We start from the raw sequence: 17,937 nt of genomic DNA, 5'->3' as shown, positions 1-17,937 counted from the left end.
ATAGTCAACTTCAGCATACATTGCTTGCAATCTAATTTCAATTTTGAATTACCAATCTTTTAACCGCAAAAGACAAAAGATTTTGATGTATTTTAAGCTAATATTGAAGACAAAGCCAACAATTGCTTAATCTTATTGTATACACAATGCTGTCATGCAAGAAGATTGAAAATTAATTGATAACCAATTCATTGTAATTTTACTAATTGCACGTTAGGGTTCAGTTCGATGTAAAGATTCCAAATTAACATTAAACCGAAATTTAATAAGTTTTGGCTAAAGCCAATTGTTTTCTTAACATTATTAAAATGGGCTAAAGCCCATTTCTATTGATATTTCTGTACTATTTTTACATCGAACTCACATTACTTTAAAACAATTTAATCATAACGATTATGAAGATTTCTTAAACATTAGCTATTTTTAATTAATACATTGAATTTACTAAACTTTATCACCCGGAAATAGTCTGTATACTGCTTTTTCAGAATCAAGTTGCTTAGATTCTTGCAGGATGGCAAACTGAGTGGTAATTTCTAAAATTGAAAGGACGACTGCGACCCTAGCCCAGATTGAAACGGCATCCTTTTTGGATTGTGGCCGGAGCGAAGCGGAGGTCACAACCCAAAAGATACAGTGGAAAGCTGGAAATAGCTATCATAAAAAAATCCTACCAAAAAAGGCAGGATTTATGTCTAAAATTCAAGTCAAGATTATTCCCACTCAATTGTTGCAGGCGGTTTGCTTGAAATATCGTAAGCAACTCTGTTGATTCCTCTTACTTCATTGATGATTCTGCTTGAAACCGTATCTAAAAATTCGTAAGGAAGCCTGCTCCATGTTGCGGTCATAAAGTCGATGGTATTGGCCGAACGAACGACTGCTGTGTATTCGTAAGTTCTTTCATCGCCCATTACGCCTACAGATTTTACCGGCAACAGTACCACGAAAGCCTGAGAAACTTTTTCGTACAAATCATTTTTATACAATTCCTCAATGAAAATATCATCTGCTTCCTGAAGAATTCTCACTTTTTCGGCGTCAACTGCTCCTAATATTCTGATTCCTAAACCAGGACCAGGAAATGGATGTCTGTGAACCAAATGATGCGGAATTCCCAGTTCTTCACCTACTTTTCTTACTTCATCCTTGAATAATTCTCTTAAAGGCTCCAGCAATTCAAATTCCATTTCTTCAGGAAGTCCACCCACATTATGGTGAGACTTGATTACGGCTGAAGGGCCGTTTACCGACTGGCTTTCAATAACATCGGGATAAATCGTTCCCTGCGCTAAGAATTTAGCCCCTTCAATTTTATGGGATTCTTCGTCAAAAACATGGATGAACTCATTCCCGATAATTTTTCTTTTGGCTTCAGGGTCATCAACTCCGGCCAATTTAGATAAAAATCTTTCGGAAGCATCCACTAATTTAATATTCATATGGAAATGCTCTCCGTAATTGTCCATTACTTTCTTGCCTTCATCTTTTCTCAACAATCCTGTATCAACAAAAATACACGTCAGCTGATCACCGATGGCACGGTGAATCAATACCGCTGCTACAGAAGAATCTACCCCTCCGGAAAGTCCGAGAATTACCTTTTGATCTCCCACTCTTTCACGGATTTCCTCAACTGTTTTTTCGATATAATTGGTCAGTTTCCAGTTTTTCTCTGCATTACAGATTCCAAAAACAAAATTTTCAAGCATTTTTCCGCCCTCTTCGGTATGAGAAACTTCCGGGTGAAACTGTACGCAATAGATTTTCTTATCTTCATTCGCCATGGAAGCGATCACCCCGGACTGAGCATTCAGCTCAAAGCCTGCAGGCAGCTGGCCTACCTCATCAAAGTGGCTCATCCAAACAATAGAATTATTGGTTACGCCTTTCAGTAAAGAACTTTCTTTTACAATTTCAAGGTGCGCTTTTCCGTACTCTCCTTTTACGCCTTTATGAACCTTCCCACCTAAAAGGTGCGCCGTTAGCTGCATTCCGTAGCAGATTCCCAGAACCGGAACGCCCTGCTCATACAGTTCTTTTTGAACAAGATGGGCATTTTCAGCATTTACAGAGCTTGGTCCACCGGAAAGAATGATTCCTTTCGGCTGTTTTTCTAATATGGTTTCTAAGGGTGTATTGAATGGTAAAATCTCGGAATAAACGCCCATTTCACGGATTCTTCTTCCGATAAGCTGGTTGTACTGTGATCCGAAATCTAAAATGATAATACCGTTGTTCATTTTTTATAATTGATAAATGATGATTGATAAATGATTAATGTGATTGATTAAATATTCAATTACATTATTTTCGGTTATCCGGGTTATACCCGGAGCTATTGTGTTTCGCCCTTTCAGGGCTACATCTAAGTCTTTAAATTGTATTAATAGGTTTTATTATACTTTACTCAGGATGACCTAATTCAATTTTATTGATAAAACTTTTACAAAAAAAGACCTGGATTGCTCCAAATCTTTTTCCGTGATTTATTTTTTAAAACTTTCCGATGTCTTCTCTATAGAAGCCGTAATCGAAATGTACATGGCTTGCGTCTTCGTACACTTTTTTGCGGGCATCTTCGTAAGTTGCTCCCGTAGCTACGATATTGAGTACTCTTCCACCGTTTGAAACTACTTTGTCACCCTTTCTTACGGCACCTGCATATAAAAGTTTGCTGTATTTCAGCTTTTCTTCACCTACAATTTCGAAACCTGTTTCGATGTTTCTCGGATATCCTCCCGAACACATAACAAGACAAACGGCTTTTTCGTCTTTAAATTTAAGCTCAATGTCTTTTCCGTCCATACAATCCTGAATTACATCAAGAAGATTGTTTTCCATCAAAGCCATCAATACCTGAGTTTCAGGATCTCCGAATCTCATGTTGTATTCTAACAGATAGGTTCCGTTTTTGGTAACCATCAATCCAAAGAAAATAATTCCTTTGAAACCGAAACCTTCTGCTTTAAGACCTTTTAAAGTAGGTTCAAGGATATTTTTTTCAAAGTCAGCATAATGTTCCTGAGTGAATTCCGGACTTGGAGCTACTGTTCCCATTCCTCCTGTATTAGGTCCTGTATCACCGTTTCCTGCTTTTTTATAATCTTTTGCAGCAATACAAGGGAATAATTTTTCACCGTTTGAGAATGCGATGATTGAAGCTTCAAAACCTTCCAGATATTCTTCGATAACTAAACGGATCCCTGCATCTCCATACACTCTTCTGATCATGAAGTCATGAATGGTTGCTTCTGCTTCTTCCTGCGTATCGCAGATTACGACCCCTTTTCCTCCTGCAAGACCACTTGCTTTGATCACTAACGGATACTGCTGGGTCTGAACATATTCTTTGGCTTCGTTATATGAATCAAATACTACGGCTTTTGCTGTTTTGATATCATAGGTCTGCATAAATTTTTTCGAGAAAGCCTTGCTTCCTTCAAGACTTGCCACTTTCTGGTTAGGACCAAAAACTTTAAGATCATGCTTCTTGAATTCGTCCTTCAGACCTGCTACAAGAGGAGCTTCAGGACCAACGATCGTTAAATCGATCTTTTCTTTGATGGCAAAATCTCTAAGTTCTTTAATCTCTGATAAATGAACATTTTTTCCTATTACATCAGTGGTAGCGTTTCCGTTGGCGAAAAACATCTTCGTAATTCTTGAATCGTTCTGAAGCTTGGCTGCCAAAGCAGATTCTCTTCCACCTTCACCTATGATTAATATTCTCATACTTTATTTAATTATCTAGTCTAATTTTACAAATATATAATTTTGAATGCTATAAATACAATCTCAAAATATAATTTCCGGATGTATGCATTTAATCTCAATAAAAATTTTTAACGCAAAGTCCGCTAAGATATCTTTAATAACTGACTGCTTTTTAAGTTCGCAAAGGCACTTCGGCAGGCTCAGCATAAACTATAACACTCAGCAAAGACCGGAAAGCAATCTATCCTAAATTACAGATTTTCATCTATAATTTTAATTTAATTTTAATTAATGTAAAAAATGTCTTATTCCCGTAAACATCATCGGGATGTTGTGCTCATTGGCAGCATCAATGCTGTCCTGATCCTTCACACTTCCTCCCGGCTGAATAATTGCCGTAATACCCTCCTGAGCGCAGAAATCTACTACATCACGGAACGGGAAAAACGCATCGGAAGCCAATACAAGATCGCCGGAGAATTTCTCTTTTGCTCTCTCGATCGCCTGTTGGGTTGCCCAGATTCTGTTTACCTGTCCGCCACCGATTCCGAAAGCCTGAATTCCGTTGGATACTACAATTGCATTGGATTTTACGTATTTTACTACTCTCTGGGAGAATAATAATGCTTTTTTCTGCTCTTCGGTAGGCTGGGTTTCAGTAACAACCTTGATGTCTTCAGAGAAGATGCTGTCGTTATCCTGAACCAAAATACCTCCGTCAATCTTCACCCAGGTCTGTTTGTCAGAAACAGGGTTTACGATTTTTATAATTCTCAGATTTTTTTTCTTTCTTAAGATTTCGAGTGCTTCCTCGTCAAATTCGGGAGCCATAACGATTTCAAGGAACGTTTTGTTTAATTCTTCAGCTGTTGCCGCATCGATTTTATAGTTCATTGCAACAATTCCGCCAAAAATGGAGACAGGATCACATTCAAAAGTTTTCTGGTATGTTTCCAGCGCCGAAGTTCCGATCGCCACTCCGCAAGGTGTGGAATGCTTCACAGCACAACAGGCCATTTCTTCTTTAAATTCGGTAACTACTTTCCAGCAAAGATCCATATCACGAAGGTTATTGAAAGATAATTCTTTACCTCCTAATTGTTGGAAATCTTTCATTGCTCCGTTTTCGAAAGTAGAAACGTAGTAAGCCGCTGTCTGATGAGGATTTTCTCCGTATCTTAGATCAGAAACCTTTTTGTAAGAAGCATTCAGATAGGTAGGATATTCTTCTTCTAAAAGCATTCTTGAAATTGCTGCATCATAAGCTGAAGTAAGATTGAATACTTTTCCTGCCAGTTTTTTACGGGTTTCGATGTAAGTATCGCCGTTTTGTTCCATTTCGATTTTTACGGTTGCATAATCTTCAACATCCGTAATTACCGTAACGGAATCAAAATTTTTAGCGGCAGAACGTAGCATTGAAGGGCCTCCGATATCGATAAATTCTACTTTTTCGTGAAGGGAAATGTCTTTGTTAACATTTTCGAAGAACGGATAAAGGTTTACAATAACCATGTCAATCAGGCCAATTCCATGCTCCTGAACGGTATTCATGTGTTCTTCGTTGGAACGAACCGCCAGCAATCCGCCGTGAACCTTCGGGTGCAATGTTTTTACTCTTCCGTCCAGCATCTCCGGAAAATCGGTAACTTCATCAATCTGAATCGGATTTAAACCAGCATCTTTCAAATGTTTGAATGTCCCTCCTGTAGAAATCAATTCATAATTTTGGGCTTCCAAAAACTGCGCGAATTCAGTCAATCCGCTTTTGTCAGAAACACTGATTAAAACTCTTTTTTTGCTCATTTTACTTTCGATTTTTTCTTGTAATAATTCTTATTGTAAATCTGATAGGACTTCATCCTATCCTGATGTAGGTCGTCCTTTCAGGACTCCAACACTTAAAGAACTTTACTTTCAATTTTACTTTTTACAGCTATTTCAAACTGTAGACCGGTTCTTTCACCTCCGATCTTATTTATTTTTACTTAGATTTTCAATTTTTTCGAAATAATTTAAATCTAAATGTGTTTTTGATTAAAGAGATGATTTTCTTTGACAAGTTCAGGATAAACTCTTGGCTCAGCATAACATCTCTAATACTAACTATTCTCTCTTCTGTTTGTCATGCTTAAAAGCATCTCGACTAAGCTTAGATTCCTATGGAATAACAAACTGAGTGGCTATGTTGCGTTGTCAGGCGAGCTTGTCGAAGCCTTTCATTGTTGTTAGTTTTTTAACCACCCCGTCAAAAATTCTTTGAATTTTTGTCACCCCTCCAGAAGAGGGGAATTTTTTGTATCGCTAATAATTAATGTCTAATTACTGTTTAATTATTATTTAATACTTTATTTATCGCTATCGGGAAAATTTCGTATTCTATTAAATGAACTTTTTCCGCAACGGTTTCAGGAGTATCGTCTTCTGTAATTTCAAATGACTTCTGCAGAATCGCTTCTCCTTCATCAATTCCTGAGGTTACAAAATGTACGGTGGCTCCGCTTTCTTTTTCTCCGGCTTCAATCACAGCGTTATGAACATGGTGCCCCCACATTCCCTTACCTCCGAATTTCGGAAGCAACGCCGGATGAATATTGATTATCTTCCCATTCCATTTTTCGCAGAACTCAGGTTTCAGAATGGATAAAAATCCGGCTAAAACGATTAAGTCTGTATCTTCAGGAATTACTTCAGCCAATTCGCTGCTGAAATTTTTCCCTCTCGGAATCAAGGTATTCTTTATGTTATGTTTTTTTGCTCTTTCCAGTCCGTAACATTCTCTGTCGGCAACAACCAGAGATACTTTTGCATTCCGGATTTCTCCGTTATCAATAGTATCAATAATTCTCTGAAGATTGGTTCCTGAACCTGAAATGAGTATAACTAAGTTTTTCATTTTATTTTGAGAGGCTGTTATTAACTAGCCCCGATTGCAGCGGCATCCTTTTTCTGAAATGGCTTTTTAAAAAAGCGGCGGCGAAAAAGATATAGCGGAAAGCGGGATTAAGCTCCTAAAATTAATTTAATGTAGCAATTTATCATTCTAACAATATTTCAAATTGGTAAACTGTTGCATTGCTATATTGTTACATTAAAATGACAGATTTATTTTTTCGTTTCCTTCTGTAATTTCTCCGATTTCGTAAGCATCATCCAAAAGGTGCAATACTTTTTCGGCGTGTTCCGCATCCACTACAACGATCATTCCTACTCCCATATTGAAGGTTCCGAACATTTCTTCACGGGCTACACCACCTCTTTTTTCCAGTTCCAGTATAATACTTGGGATCTGGATTTTTGAAGCATCAATGGAAGCACATAATCCTTCACCGATAATTCTCGGGATGTTTTCGTATAAACCACCACCTGTAATGTGGGCGATACCTGCTGCCTGAACTTCTTCAAGGATTTTATGAATGTCTTTATAATATAATCTTGTAGGAACCAAAAGCGTTTCGTACAAAGGTTTTCCTTCGAATTCTTCGTTGAAATCAGGAAATACTTTTCTTACCAGCGAGAATCCGTTTGAATGGAATCCCGAGCTTGGCAATGCGATGATTTTATCGCCGGCTTTGATTTTTGAGCCGTCAATAATCTGATCTTTTTCTACAATTCCTACGCAGAATCCTGCAACGTCATAGTCTCCCGGCTGATACATTCCCGGCATTTCGGCAGTTTCTCCGCCAATTAACGCACAGTTGTTATCTTTACAGGCTTCTACCATTCCTAAAACAATTTCTGCAGCAATTTCAGAATCAAGTTTTCCGCAAGCCAGATAATCGAGGAAGAATAAAGGTTTTGCCCCATGACACAGAATATCGTTAGCACACATTGCAAAACAGTCTACTCCTATCGAGTCGTATTTTTTTGAGTCTAAAGCTACTTTAAGTTTTGTTCCTACACCGTCGGTTCCCGAAACAAGAACAGGATTTTTGTAACCTCCGATTTCATAGAAAGCCCCAAAGCTTCCCAAATGATTCAATACATTGGAATTGTGAGTTTCGCCCACAGCTTTTTTGATTTTGTCAACGGTTTTGTACCCTTCTTCTTTGTCTACTCCTGCGGATTTGTAAGTGTTGCTCATATTATTAATGTAACAGTGTATCAGTTTAACAATTTAACAATTTAATCGTTAATGGCTAAATTGGCACAATTTATTTCTATGTTTTAGTTCTAATTCCGAAAATAAAAAAGCCGACAATCTTAGTAGATTATCGGCCGATGTTTTATCTGATTATTTCAGAGCCCACAACATTCCCTTTCTTGGAGAAACATTCTTTAAAAGTGGTCTGAATATTCATCTTTATTTCTTTTTGCAAAGATATTAATTTTAAATTAATATTCAAATCTATTTTTCAAGGATAATTTCTACTGCCGAAAGTTTTGCGGTTTTTTCCTTCAATTCATTGTCTTTCTCTTCATTAGAAATTTTCTGAGCCGATTTGTCAAAATTGTCATTGAAGAAAGGCAGGGTAAAAGTGTCTATAATATTTCCTCCGTGAAGCGGGAAACGCTTGGTTGCTGCTTCTAAAACACCCAATCCGCCTCTTGCGCCGGGAGCTGTAGCCATTAACAGCATCGGTTTTTCGTTCCACACGGCTCTGTCTTTGATTCTGGAAGTCCAGTCGAATACATTTTTAAATGCAGAAGAATAAGTTCCGTTGTGCTCAGATAAAGAAACCACAAGTACATCTGCCGCATCGATTTTGGCTGCAAAATTCTTTGCTTCCTGAGGAACTCCGCCTTCTACTTCGCGCTGGTGCTTGTAGATCGGCATTTCAAATTCATTCATGTCTACCACTTCCACTTCTGCATTCTGAATAAGTGAAGCTGCATAAGTAACTAAAAGTTTATTGATCGATGTATCGGAATTGCTTCCGGCTATTGCTAAAATTTTCATTGTTTTTATATCTAATTTAAAGTATGTTTTGTTATTTTATCCGACTAAATTTTGATTAACCACCCCTCAAAAATTCATTCTGAATTTTCGCCACCCCTCCAAGGGCGGGGAATTTGTTGTGCAAAATTAGGGTTTATTTAAGATATGCAGGTAATTCCATCGGAACTTCCATTAAAAGGATTTCTGTGTTTTCTACAGCCTCAATGTTGAAACTTTGGGTATCCCAGATTCCTAAGCCGTCTTTTTCATTTAATATTCTGTCGCCAATTTTTGCACTTCCTTTTAATACAAAGGCATAGACTCCGTTTTCTTTTTTATGAAGCATATAATTTTTACCGTTTCCTTTGGTAAAATTTGCGAGGTTAAACCAGGCATCCTGATGAATCCAGACTCCGTCATCGTTCTTATCGGGAGAAAGGATCTGCTGGAAGCCGTTTATTTTTTCACCTTCTTTAATGCTTTTCTGATCGTATCTCGGTTCAACACCGGTTTCCCTCGGGAACACCCAGATCTGCAGAAATTTTACTGCTTGATCTTTATTTTTATTGTACTCGCTGTGCATTACTCCGGTTCCCGCACTCATCACCTGAATCTCTCCTTTTTTAATGACTGCTGTTGTGCCCATTGAATCTTTGTGTTCAAGATCGCCTTCCAGCGGAATTGAAATGATTTCCATATCCCGGTGAGGATGCGTTCCGAAACCCATTCCCTGGGTAACGGTATCGTCATTTAAGACTCTGAGCGCTCCAAAATGCGTTCTTTCATTATTTTGATAATTGGCAAAACTGAAAGTATGGTAAGAATTCAGCCAACCGTGATTGGCGTGGCCTCTTGTATCTGCTTTATGATATACTGTTTTCATATTGTGATTATTTATGGTACAAATGTACGTTCAATAAACTGCTAAATTGTTGATGTAAGATAAGAATAGATTTTAGTCAATTTTATTGGTTTTTGTATTCATTCCAATGATTTGAGGAAAGGAATCGAGCGTATTTTCGGCTAAAGCCCAAAGATTATGGTATAAAAAAAGCGGGCTAAAGCCCGCTCCTATTGATTATTTATTGTTTAAAAATGTACCTGCTTGATTTCTTCTTCAATTTCCTTTGGAGTATCATGTTCAGATTTAATGAAAACCATTGTTAGTACGGCTCCCAACAACATACAGATTCCACCGACTACGATATAATCAATTGCCATTTTACCGAAAATACGGCTTACAATCGGTCCTCCAAAAATTCCGTTAATGATTTGAGGAATTACAATAAAAAAGTTGAATATTCCCATATACACCCCCATTTTATTCTGCGGAATCGAATCGATCAGCATTGCATAAGGCATCGCCAAAATACTTGCCCAGGCGAATCCCAGTCCGACCATTGAAATCCACAGATAATGAATGTCTTTAATAAAATACATGGCGATCAGGCCCAGTCCTCCACAAGCCAAGGCTAATGCATGTGTTTGTTTTTTACCGATGAATTTTGCAATCGGTGTTAAAGCAAAAGCAAAGAAAATGGCGTAGAAATTATAACTTCCGAACAAGCTTCCCGTTAAGTCTCCCGCTTTGTTAAATTCCGCAGAATGGGTATCATCCGGGGAAAGCCCGAAATGATGTGTTGCCAATGCACTTGTTGTAAAAACCCACATGGTAAATAAGGCAAACCAGGAAAAGAACTGTACAATTCCTAATTTTTTCATCTGGGAAGGTACATTTTTAAAGTCTTTAAAAATATCTGAAAGTTTGGATTTTTCTTCTGCGATTGGTTTTCCACCTTCAAAGGATGCAAATTCCTCCGGCGAATATTCTTTGGTCGTAATAATGGTATATAAAATTGACACGATGAGAACGGCTGCGCCAATGTAGAAAGAATAAATCACATTATCTGCTACGAATCCTTTTGGAGCCTCATTGGAAACGCCCAATTTCGTAAGCCATCCCGGCAGATCTGATCCGATAACCGCTCCGATGCCGATTAGAATTGTCTGAACCGAAAAACCGATGGTTGCCTGATGCTTCGGCAGCATATCTCCTACTAAAGCACGGAAAGGTTCCATAGCCACATTAATGGACGCATCCATCATTGCAAGAAAAATCACGGCCATCAGCAGCACATTTGCAGCCATCACCTGCGTTGCAGAAGCGGCATTTGGAAGCATTACCAGTCCGATTGCACATAAAACAGCTCCCAGTAAAAAGTATGGCTTTCTTCTTCCCAGCGGGCTCCAGGTATTATCTCCCATATGACCGATTATGGGCTGAACGATAAGCCCGGTAACCGGCGCTACCAGCCAGAACCATGATAATTCATGAACATCTGCTCCAAAGTTGGCCAAAATCCGGCTTGCGTTTCCGTTTTGTAAGCCGAAAGCCATCTGGATTCCTAAGAATCCCATGCTCATATTGATGATCTGAAGCATTGATAAATTGGGCTTTTTCACTTTACCAAATTTACCGGAATCTACTTTTCCTGTCATTTCTGCCATTACTGCTTTAGTTTTTGAATTAATATATCTTCTATCGGAGCTTTTATTTCAACCACTTTATCTACAACATCATTTGGAACTGTTACGGAAAGTACGTACTGTTTCACTTTCCACTGCCCGTTTATTTTTTCTAAAACACCAGAACCGCGGCAGATTTTCATCTGGGTATCCAGCAGCTCATCAAACCAGGCCATTTTACCATCTTTGCTGAAATAGATATTTCTTTTCAGTGATGTAAAATTCCAGGTTGTGTTTTTATCAAAATAAGGCTTTGCCCAGTTCATAAAGGCTTTTTTGTCCCAGACTTCCGTTGCATCTGTCCCGATGAAGGTAGATTCATCAGCGAAATAATTGAAATAGGTTGTAAAATCTGCTTTTGCGGCTGCAACGTTGAATCCGTCAAGCATTGCTCCGATTTCTGTTTTTTCTTTTTCAAATTTTTTCTGAGCTGAAATGGTCGTAAAGCTCAATATACATACGATGAAAGTAAAGAATATTGTTGTTTTTTTCATATTTAATTATAAACCTTAAAATTTTATTTTTTAACGCAAAGAGCGCAAAATTTTCTTTTAACTACTAACTGTTTTTAAGTTCGCAAAGGTGCTTCGACAAGCTCAGCATAAACTATTCACTTAAATAAGATCACAAAGATTAATTGTGATATTTGTGAAAATATTTTGTGCTATTCGTGTTTTATTTCAATTCAACAACCATCGACGTTTTTGCAGGAATTTTAAAGTTTTCCCTTATTGAAAATTCTTTATCAGAGAGAATATCTTTTCCTTTCGTAAAAGTTTTAAGTGATTCTGCGAAATGTTTTACATCTACAGCCTGTTCCGCATCGCTGTTATTTAAAACAACCATCACACTTTCTTTTTCATTATATCTAAAATACACAAAAACATCATTCTGAGGGAAGAAATTTTTTGTTTTTCCGGTATGGATGACTTCTTTTCCTTTTCTCCAGTTCAGGAGCTTTTGGGTAAACTGATAAAATTCTTTTTGCATGGACGTCTGCATTGAAGGATTAAAGGCATTTTGTTTATCAGATTTCCAGCCGCCGGGAAAATCTCTTCTAATATCCGCGTCACCACCTTTGTTTTTGTCACCCCGCATTCCCACTTCCGAACCGTAATAAATCTGTGGAATTCCGCGAACGGTAGCAATCAGGGTTAATCCTAATTGATATGCTTTCGGATCGTCGTTAAAAATTTCGTTCCATCTTTCGGTATCATGATTTTCAAAGAAAACCATCACATTATTGATATCGGGATACAGGAAATCGCTGGATAAGGTATTGTAAATCCTGTTCATCCCGCTGTCCCAGCCTTCTTTTTCTTTAAGTGCTCTCGGAAGGTCTCCGTACAGCATAAAATCCATGACCGATGGCAGATACGAATTGTAATTCGCCGCCTCCCCTGTTTTTGAATTTTTTTGCCATGCCGAAATATGCCCCGCTGTATTCAGCCACGTTTCTCCCACGATATTAAAATTAGGATATTCGTCGGTAATGGCTTTTGCCCATTTTGCCATAGCCTCCTTATCGTTGTAAGGATAAGTATCTACACGGAAGCCGCCAAGTTCAGCATATTCAATCCACCAGATTGCATTTTGTGTAAGGTACTTTAACACCAGCGGATTTTTTTGGTTGATGTCAGGCATTGTAGTATCAAACCATCCGTCAAGGGCGATTTTCTTGTCTATATCGGAAGCATTGGTATCAAATTGGGTGGTGGTTTTGTAATTAGACCGTTTAAATCCATTTTCACCATCTTCAAACCAGTGAATCCAATCTTTTGTCGGCAAATCTTTGATCATCCAATGCGAAACTCCCCAATGATTAGTGACGTAATCCATCACCAGTTTCATATTCCTTTTATTTAATTTTTGTGAAAGTTCGCGATATTCTTCATTGGTTCCATACCGTGCATCGATCTTATATAAATCGGTTTGTGCATAGCCGTGATAAGAATACACTTTTTCGTTGTCTTCATTCACAGGGGTTAGCCATACTGCTGTTGCTCCCAGGTTTTGAATATAGTCGAGGTTATTGATGATTCCGCGTAAATCTCCACCGTGACGTCCGCCGGGAAGACTTCTGTTTGCTTTTTCTGTTAGTTGCGGGCTCGAATCGTTTTTCTCATCACCGTTGGCAAAACGGTCTGGCATAATCAGGTACATTACATCTTTCGAGGTAAAGGATTCCCTTGCTGCGGAATTAGACTGTCTCTGTTTCAACTCATAGGTGTACGTGCTGATGTTCTTTTTTCCTTTCTTAATACTGATATTGAATTTCGGAACATTGATTTCATTGGTATTTACCGTTACAAAAACATAATTCGGATTTTCAACCTTTTGAATATCCTTAATCTGAACTCCGTCTGAAAACTCAATCTGGTCATTGGCAATGTTTTTTCCATAAACCAAAATCTGAAGTTCAGGATTCTTCATCCCTTTCCACCAAAAGGCAGGTTCTACTTTCTGAATTTGTGAAAAAAATAAAGATGAAGCAAAAAGTGAAACTGTATATATAAATTTCTGATACATAATTATTTATTAAAAATTACATGAGTGATTAAATATTATTTTACCGGCCTATTAAAAACCGCATTGTAGTGTGTTATTCCCGAATTTTTAAATTCCACCCTCCGATTCGGCATATTTTGAAGTTCATATTCTCCATTCAATGTAAATTTTACTTCCGTGAATTTATAACCCGTTAAATAGGTTACTTCCGCCTGATATACATTATCGCCATTTATTTTTTCGAGTTCGGTATCCTGCTCCCAGTTCAAAGGTTTATCGCTTCCCCTTATCCCAATGGATTTAACTTCTGTCTGGGCGGGAACTTTGAGTGTGTAAATTACAGTCTGCTTATATGCCTTCTGAACGCAGCTACTCATTATAAAACAAGAGATTATAAGAAGTACTATTTTATTCATCTGCTCATTTTTTAGCAATTAGATAATCTAATCCCAATCTTCCTGAGCCTAAAATGATATAAAATAAACTCAACCACATAATTCCCATTGCCGGCAACATATTCCAGACACCTTGATTTGCCTGCTGAAAAAATGCAGCTACGAACATGGTAATGAAAATAAGAACTGCGAAAGGTCTGGTAAACAGTCCCAATAATAAAAAAATCCCTCCCACTCCTTCACTGAATGCTCCCATCCACGCAAAGAATGCGGGAAACATTGCAAAAATCCCTCCGTATTCAGAAACATCATTTGGAAACCAGAATGCTACTTCAAAAAATTTCAAATTGTTATCTTCCGGGGACCATGGCAAACCAAATTTTGCGGCTCCAAAGTCGCTAGTCAGTAAATATCCACACACTATTCTGGGAATAGTAAACAGAAAATCCTGCCACCAAAATGGCATTTGAATGGGATTTATAATTCTTTTTATCATAGGAATTTGTGTTAAAAAAACCCTACAGAAAATCTGTAAGGTTTTAATTATTTAAAATTATTTTACAGGCTTGATAGAGATTGCGAAACCTCCGCTTCTTACCATTTTAAAATTGATTTTAGACTTACTCGTGATCTGCTTTTTGTAGATGTTGTAACTCTGTGGATTGTTGATGTAATCCGCGTCTTTCCCATCTTCATAAATCGTGGCTTCGTATTTTTTTCCTTTATCTAAAAATGAAAAATCTACCGTGTAATCACGTTTGTTTTCGTCGGTGATTCCTCCTACAAACCAGTTTTCTGTACCTTTTGCTTTTCTGGCCGTGATGATATAATCTCCCGGCTCTGCTGATAAAATCTTTGTATCATCCCAGTCTGCAGCCACATCTTTAATAAACTGGAAAGCATCCATGTGTTTCTGGTAGTTCTCCGGTAAATCTGCAGCCATCTGAAGCGGCATGTACATCACCACATACAAAGCGAGCTGTTTTACCAGCGTTGTTTTTACAAAACGATTGTCTCCCGGGAAATAATAATCCAGTTTAGTCTGGAAAATCCCCGGTGTATAATCCATCGGTCCTCCCATCCATCTCGTGAACGGAAGAATCGTCTGGTGATCCGGATTGTTTCCGGCAAAGGCTTCAAATTCTGTTCCTCTTGCTGCTTCTGCAGAGATCCAGTTCGGATAGGTTCTGCTTTCTCCTCCCGGTCTTACCGACTCATGGGAATTTACCATGATCTTATACTCATTGGCTTTCTCAGCAATCCTGTAGAAATGGTTGATGGTCCATTGGGAATAATGATGCTCACCTCTTGGGATAATGTCTCCTACATAACCGGTTTTCACGGCATCATAACCATAATCATTCATTAATTTAAAAGCTTTGTCTGCCCATCTTTCGTAATTCGTGGCCGAACCTGAGGTTTCGTGGTGCATGATGAGCTTAATTCCTTTTGAATGTGCATATTCATTCAGCATTTTGATATCAAAATCAGGATACGGAGTGATGAAATCGAAAACAAATTCTTTTGAATGTCCGAACCAGTCTTCCCATCCGGCATTCCAGCCTTCAATTAAAAGTCCTCCGAAACCGTTGGCCGCAGCAAAATCAATGTATTCTTTTACTTTCGTATTATTTGCGGCATGTTTTCCATTGGGTGTTAGTTTGGAAAAATCCGTCACTCCAATATGAACGTTTTCAGCGGTGGAATACGCCCACTGAGATTTTCCGATGATCATTTCCCACCAGACACCCATATATTTTGTAGGGTGAATGTACGAGGTGTCTGTATATTTTGTAGGTTCATTCAGGTTGAACATCATTTTAGATGCTAAAACTTCTTCAGCTTTCGGGGAAACAATAATAGTTCTCCATGGGGAAACGGAAGAGGTTTGGATGTATCCTTTTGCACCCTGTCTGTCGGGAGTTAAGTGTGTTTTAAATTTAAAATTAATCGGATCTACTTCAAGATGTGAAGCAGGATAATTTAACACCGCAGCTTCACCAACGTTTACGTACAAAGGATCTTTTCCTTCTTTTTTCAGCATTAAAGGCGACTGAACGGCATTCGGCACCATTTGCTGCGACGCATTACTGTCGAATGAATTAGGCCATCTTGCCGGAATTTCAGAAATTTTTGTTGTCTGCGGCTGGTATTCCTGGGAATCATAATCGGCTGCAATCCACCAAGCTTTCATATCCGTTGGAAAATCAATTTCAGAATCTTCTTCACGGATGACAAAATAATTAAGGTTTTTCTGCTGTGGAAATTCATATCGGAAACCTAACCCGTCATTGAACAATCTGAACTTAACTACAATATTTCTATCGGTAGCGTCTTGATGAAGGGTTACCGCCAATTCATTATATTGATTGATGTAGTTTTTCTTCTCTCCCAACACAGGCTGCCAGGTTTCATTTTTAGAATCCCTTTTTTCTTCTGTTTTGGTAAAGCCGTTGTTCAGGTCAAACTTTGCATCTTCGGGTTTAGCAATCTCCGAGGCAAATTTAATGGCGGTATCTTTAAATAATCTCAGGCCCAATTTAGAATCCTCCACCACTACATTTCCGTTATACTTTAGGTTGTAATACGGGATTCCCTGCTTTAGCTGGAAGTTCATCTCAAACTTCCCGTCCGGTGATTGTAAAGATTGGGCATTAATACCAACAAACATTGTCGAGAACAATAATGCTCCCACTGTAATTTTCTTCATAATGATTATTTATAAACGTCTAAAAATAAAGAAAGTGCTGCTTTTCAGCAACACTTTGCTATGTTATTTTATATTTTTACAATTTAGTAATTGTTAATTTATAGTATGCTGAATTATGTAAATCCAGTTCTATCTTATAATTTCCAGCCTGAGAAACTTTATAGCTTGGATCTCCATTTACAGTTCCTTCAGTGTTAAGGAATGTTTTTATTGCAGTTCCTGATACAATTGTCTCATCTGCTGATTCTGGCTGAAACTTGATTGCCCAATCATCATTTGCTCTGAATTTAAAAACTCCTGAATTGCTTAAAGCGATAGAATTAATTACATATGTTTTGGTAGCAGGATTGTAGACAAAATTTGTATCCGAACCCCAACCTGTAGGCGTTGCATCTCCGATAACTCCAAAGTTAGCCATTGTAGCAGAGTACGTATTTCCAGTCCAGTCAACTTTTAGGTAATATGTTCCTGCCAAAGCTGCTTTCACATTCTGCTCTCCTGTTTCTACCAGTTTTCCTGTAAATGTACCATCGTCTCCTTTATCTCCTGCCCAGTCCTGATTAATGGTAAACTTGTACTCACTATTAGGATTAGTTACATAAATAAATCCTCTGTATTTGTTATTTTTTTCAGGAGAGAATAAATTTGGGGCATTCGCCGGATTCCAGTCTGCATATCCAGCCGCACCGGCATATCCTCCAGGAACATTTATTTTAGGATATACTAAATCCGGATTTGGAGTATATGCGGTCATGTTTACAGTAAGTACATTTGAGTAATAAAATGTTGTACTGTTCAAAGCAGATCTCATTCTGACTTCGATAGGTTTAGCAACGTTTGCTGCCACACTCATTTGTGCCAAGATATTATTTAGCTGAAGATGCGTTACAGAAATAGTATTATTATCTACGGGTAAATCCTGCAATACACTTTGAGAAAAATTTGTACCCGCAACGCCAAATTGCAATGAGTTTGCCATCTTAACATTAGGGCTAAAAGTTGGATTTACCCATGTAAAGGTCAGGGCAGCTTGATCTGCGATAGTTTCATTTAAAACAACGGATGTTTTATCTGCAGATAATTTTCCCTGCGATGTATTATTTAGTTCTATTTTATCATCTTCTTTAGCACATGAGGTAAGATAAAGCCCTACCAGTACTACTAAAAAAACATTAAATATTTTTTTCATTATAGTTTCTTTT

The 17,937-nt window shown here is 38.0% G+C and carries 14 protein-coding genes; all 14 read right to left on the bottom strand.

The annotated features are described in order from the left end of the window. Nucleotides 1–713: 713 nt before the first annotated feature. The 14 genes from guaA to HHL20_RS04335 all read right to left on the bottom strand — a co-directional run bounded on the left by guaA (nucleotide 714) and on the right by HHL20_RS04335 (nucleotide 17,924). Nucleotides 714–2,243, bottom strand: a complete 1,530-nt coding sequence (guaA, locus tag HHL20_RS04400; RefSeq protein WP_169229960.1) for a glutamine-hydrolyzing GMP synthase — start codon at nucleotides 2,241–2,243, stop codon at nucleotides 714–716. Between the two features lie 253 nt (nucleotides 2,244–2,496). Beyond that, nucleotides 2,497–3,735 carry a phosphoribosylamine--glycine ligase gene (purD, locus tag HHL20_RS04395; protein ID WP_169229959.1) on the bottom strand — a complete coding sequence of 413 codons (1,239 nt, stop codon included), beginning with the start codon at nucleotides 3,733–3,735 and terminating at the stop codon, nucleotides 2,497–2,499. Nucleotides 3,736–4,005: 270 nt separating this feature from the next. After that, on the bottom strand, nucleotides 4,006–5,523 hold the full coding sequence (purH, locus tag HHL20_RS04390) for a bifunctional phosphoribosylaminoimidazolecarboxamide formyltransferase/IMP cyclohydrolase (protein WP_169229958.1): 1,518 nt from the start codon (nucleotides 5,521–5,523) through the stop codon (nucleotides 4,006–4,008). 523 nt (nucleotides 5,524–6,046) lie between these two features. Then, a complete protein-coding gene (purN, locus tag HHL20_RS04385; protein WP_169229957.1) occupies nucleotides 6,047–6,613 on the bottom strand; it encodes a phosphoribosylglycinamide formyltransferase in 567 nt (188 codons plus the stop codon). A 195-nt stretch (nucleotides 6,614–6,808) separates the two neighbouring features. Continuing rightward, nucleotides 6,809–7,801 (bottom strand): phosphoribosylformylglycinamidine cyclo-ligase, encoded by a 993-nt coding sequence (purM, locus tag HHL20_RS04380; RefSeq protein WP_169229956.1) that lies wholly within the window; start codon nucleotides 7,799–7,801, stop codon nucleotides 6,809–6,811. Between the two features lie 264 nt (nucleotides 7,802–8,065). Continuing rightward, nucleotides 8,066–8,617 (bottom strand): NADPH-dependent FMN reductase, encoded by a 552-nt coding sequence (locus HHL20_RS04375; RefSeq protein WP_169229955.1) that lies wholly within the window; start codon nucleotides 8,615–8,617, stop codon nucleotides 8,066–8,068. A 133-nt stretch (nucleotides 8,618–8,750) separates the two neighbouring features. Further along, nucleotides 8,751–9,479, bottom strand: coding sequence for a pirin family protein (locus tag HHL20_RS04370; protein WP_169229954.1), 729 nt, complete (start codon nucleotides 9,477–9,479; stop codon nucleotides 8,751–8,753). Between the two features lie 206 nt (nucleotides 9,480–9,685). Continuing rightward, the gene (locus HHL20_RS04365) at nucleotides 9,686–11,104 is read right to left on the bottom strand and encodes an MFS transporter (RefSeq protein ID WP_169229953.1); all 1,419 of its coding nucleotides are present in this window, start codon (nucleotides 11,102–11,104) and stop codon (nucleotides 9,686–9,688) included. Next, nucleotides 11,104–11,616, bottom strand: coding sequence for a nuclear transport factor 2 family protein (locus HHL20_RS04360; RefSeq protein WP_169229952.1), 513 nt, complete (start codon nucleotides 11,614–11,616; stop codon nucleotides 11,104–11,106). The genes HHL20_RS04365 and HHL20_RS04360 overlap by 1 nt, the downstream gene beginning before the upstream one ends. 181 nt (nucleotides 11,617–11,797) lie before the next feature. After that, nucleotides 11,798–13,651, bottom strand: coding sequence for a glycoside hydrolase family 13 protein (locus tag HHL20_RS04355; protein WP_169229951.1), 1,854 nt, complete (start codon nucleotides 13,649–13,651; stop codon nucleotides 11,798–11,800). 35 nt (nucleotides 13,652–13,686) lie between these two features. After that, nucleotides 13,687–14,046 carry a hypothetical protein gene (locus HHL20_RS04350; RefSeq protein WP_169229950.1) on the bottom strand — a complete coding sequence of 120 codons (360 nt, stop codon included), beginning with the start codon at nucleotides 14,044–14,046 and terminating at the stop codon, nucleotides 13,687–13,689. 4 nt (nucleotides 14,047–14,050) lie between these two features. Then, a complete protein-coding gene (locus HHL20_RS04345) occupies nucleotides 14,051–14,521 on the bottom strand; it encodes a DoxX family protein (protein WP_169229949.1) in 471 nt (156 codons plus the stop codon). A 57-nt stretch (nucleotides 14,522–14,578) separates the two neighbouring features. Beyond that, nucleotides 14,579–16,735, bottom strand: a complete 2,157-nt coding sequence (locus HHL20_RS04340) for a glycoside hydrolase family 97 protein (protein ID WP_169229948.1) — start codon at nucleotides 16,733–16,735, stop codon at nucleotides 14,579–14,581. A 76-nt stretch (nucleotides 16,736–16,811) separates the two neighbouring features. Beyond that, on the bottom strand, nucleotides 16,812–17,924 hold the full coding sequence (locus HHL20_RS04335; RefSeq protein WP_169229947.1) for a SusE domain-containing protein: 1,113 nt from the start codon (nucleotides 17,922–17,924) through the stop codon (nucleotides 16,812–16,814). Nucleotides 17,925–17,937: the final 13 nt, after the last annotated feature.

Source organism: Chryseobacterium cheonjiense, from assembly GCF_012927265.1.
Classification (GTDB): domain Bacteria; phylum Bacteroidota; class Bacteroidia; order Flavobacteriales; family Weeksellaceae; genus Chryseobacterium; species Chryseobacterium cheonjiense.
The sequence above is the reverse complement of the archived record's forward strand: the minus strand, read 5'-3'. Positions and strand labels throughout refer to the sequence as shown.

Excerpts from the sequence above, each read along its gene's own strand:
- HHL20_RS04345 (WP_169229949.1), bottom strand. The coding sequence starts at position 14,521 with ATGATAAAAAGAATTATAAATCCCATTCAAATGCCATTTTGGTGGCAG.
- HHL20_RS04370 (WP_169229954.1), bottom strand. The coding sequence starts at position 9,479 with ATGAAAACAGTATATCATAAAGCAGATACAAGAGGCCACGCCAATCAC.
- HHL20_RS04355 (WP_169229951.1), bottom strand. The coding sequence starts at position 13,651 with ATGTATCAGAAATTTATATATACAGTTTCACTTTTTGCTTCATCTTTA.
- purH (WP_169229958.1), bottom strand. The coding sequence starts at position 5,523 with ATGAGCAAAAAAAGAGTTTTAATCAGTGTTTCTGACAAAAGCGGATTG.
- purN (WP_169229957.1), bottom strand. The coding sequence starts at position 6,613 with ATGAAAAACTTAGTTATACTCATTTCAGGTTCAGGAACCAATCTTCAG.
- HHL20_RS04350 (WP_169229950.1), bottom strand. The coding sequence starts at position 14,046 with ATGAATAAAATAGTACTTCTTATAATCTCTTGTTTTATAATGAGTAGC.
- HHL20_RS04340 (WP_169229948.1), bottom strand. The coding sequence starts at position 16,735 with ATGAAGAAAATTACAGTGGGAGCATTATTGTTCTCGACAATGTTTGTT.
- HHL20_RS04360 (WP_169229952.1), bottom strand. The coding sequence starts at position 11,616 with ATGAAAAAAACAACAATATTCTTTACTTTCATCGTATGTATATTGAGC.
- guaA (WP_169229960.1), bottom strand. The coding sequence starts at position 2,243 with ATGAACAACGGTATTATCATTTTAGATTTCGGATCACAGTACAACCAG.
- HHL20_RS04375 (WP_169229955.1), bottom strand. The coding sequence starts at position 8,617 with ATGAAAATTTTAGCAATAGCCGGAAGCAATTCCGATACATCGATCAAT.
- purM (WP_169229956.1), bottom strand. The coding sequence starts at position 7,801 with ATGAGCAACACTTACAAATCCGCAGGAGTAGACAAAGAAGAAGGGTAC.
- HHL20_RS04365 (WP_169229953.1), bottom strand. The coding sequence starts at position 11,104 with ATGGCAGAAATGACAGGAAAAGTAGATTCCGGTAAATTTGGTAAAGTG.
- purD (WP_169229959.1), bottom strand. The coding sequence starts at position 3,735 with ATGAGAATATTAATCATAGGTGAAGGTGGAAGAGAATCTGCTTTGGCA.
- HHL20_RS04335 (WP_169229947.1), bottom strand. The coding sequence starts at position 17,924 with ATGAAAAAAATATTTAATGTTTTTTTAGTAGTACTGGTAGGGCTTTAT.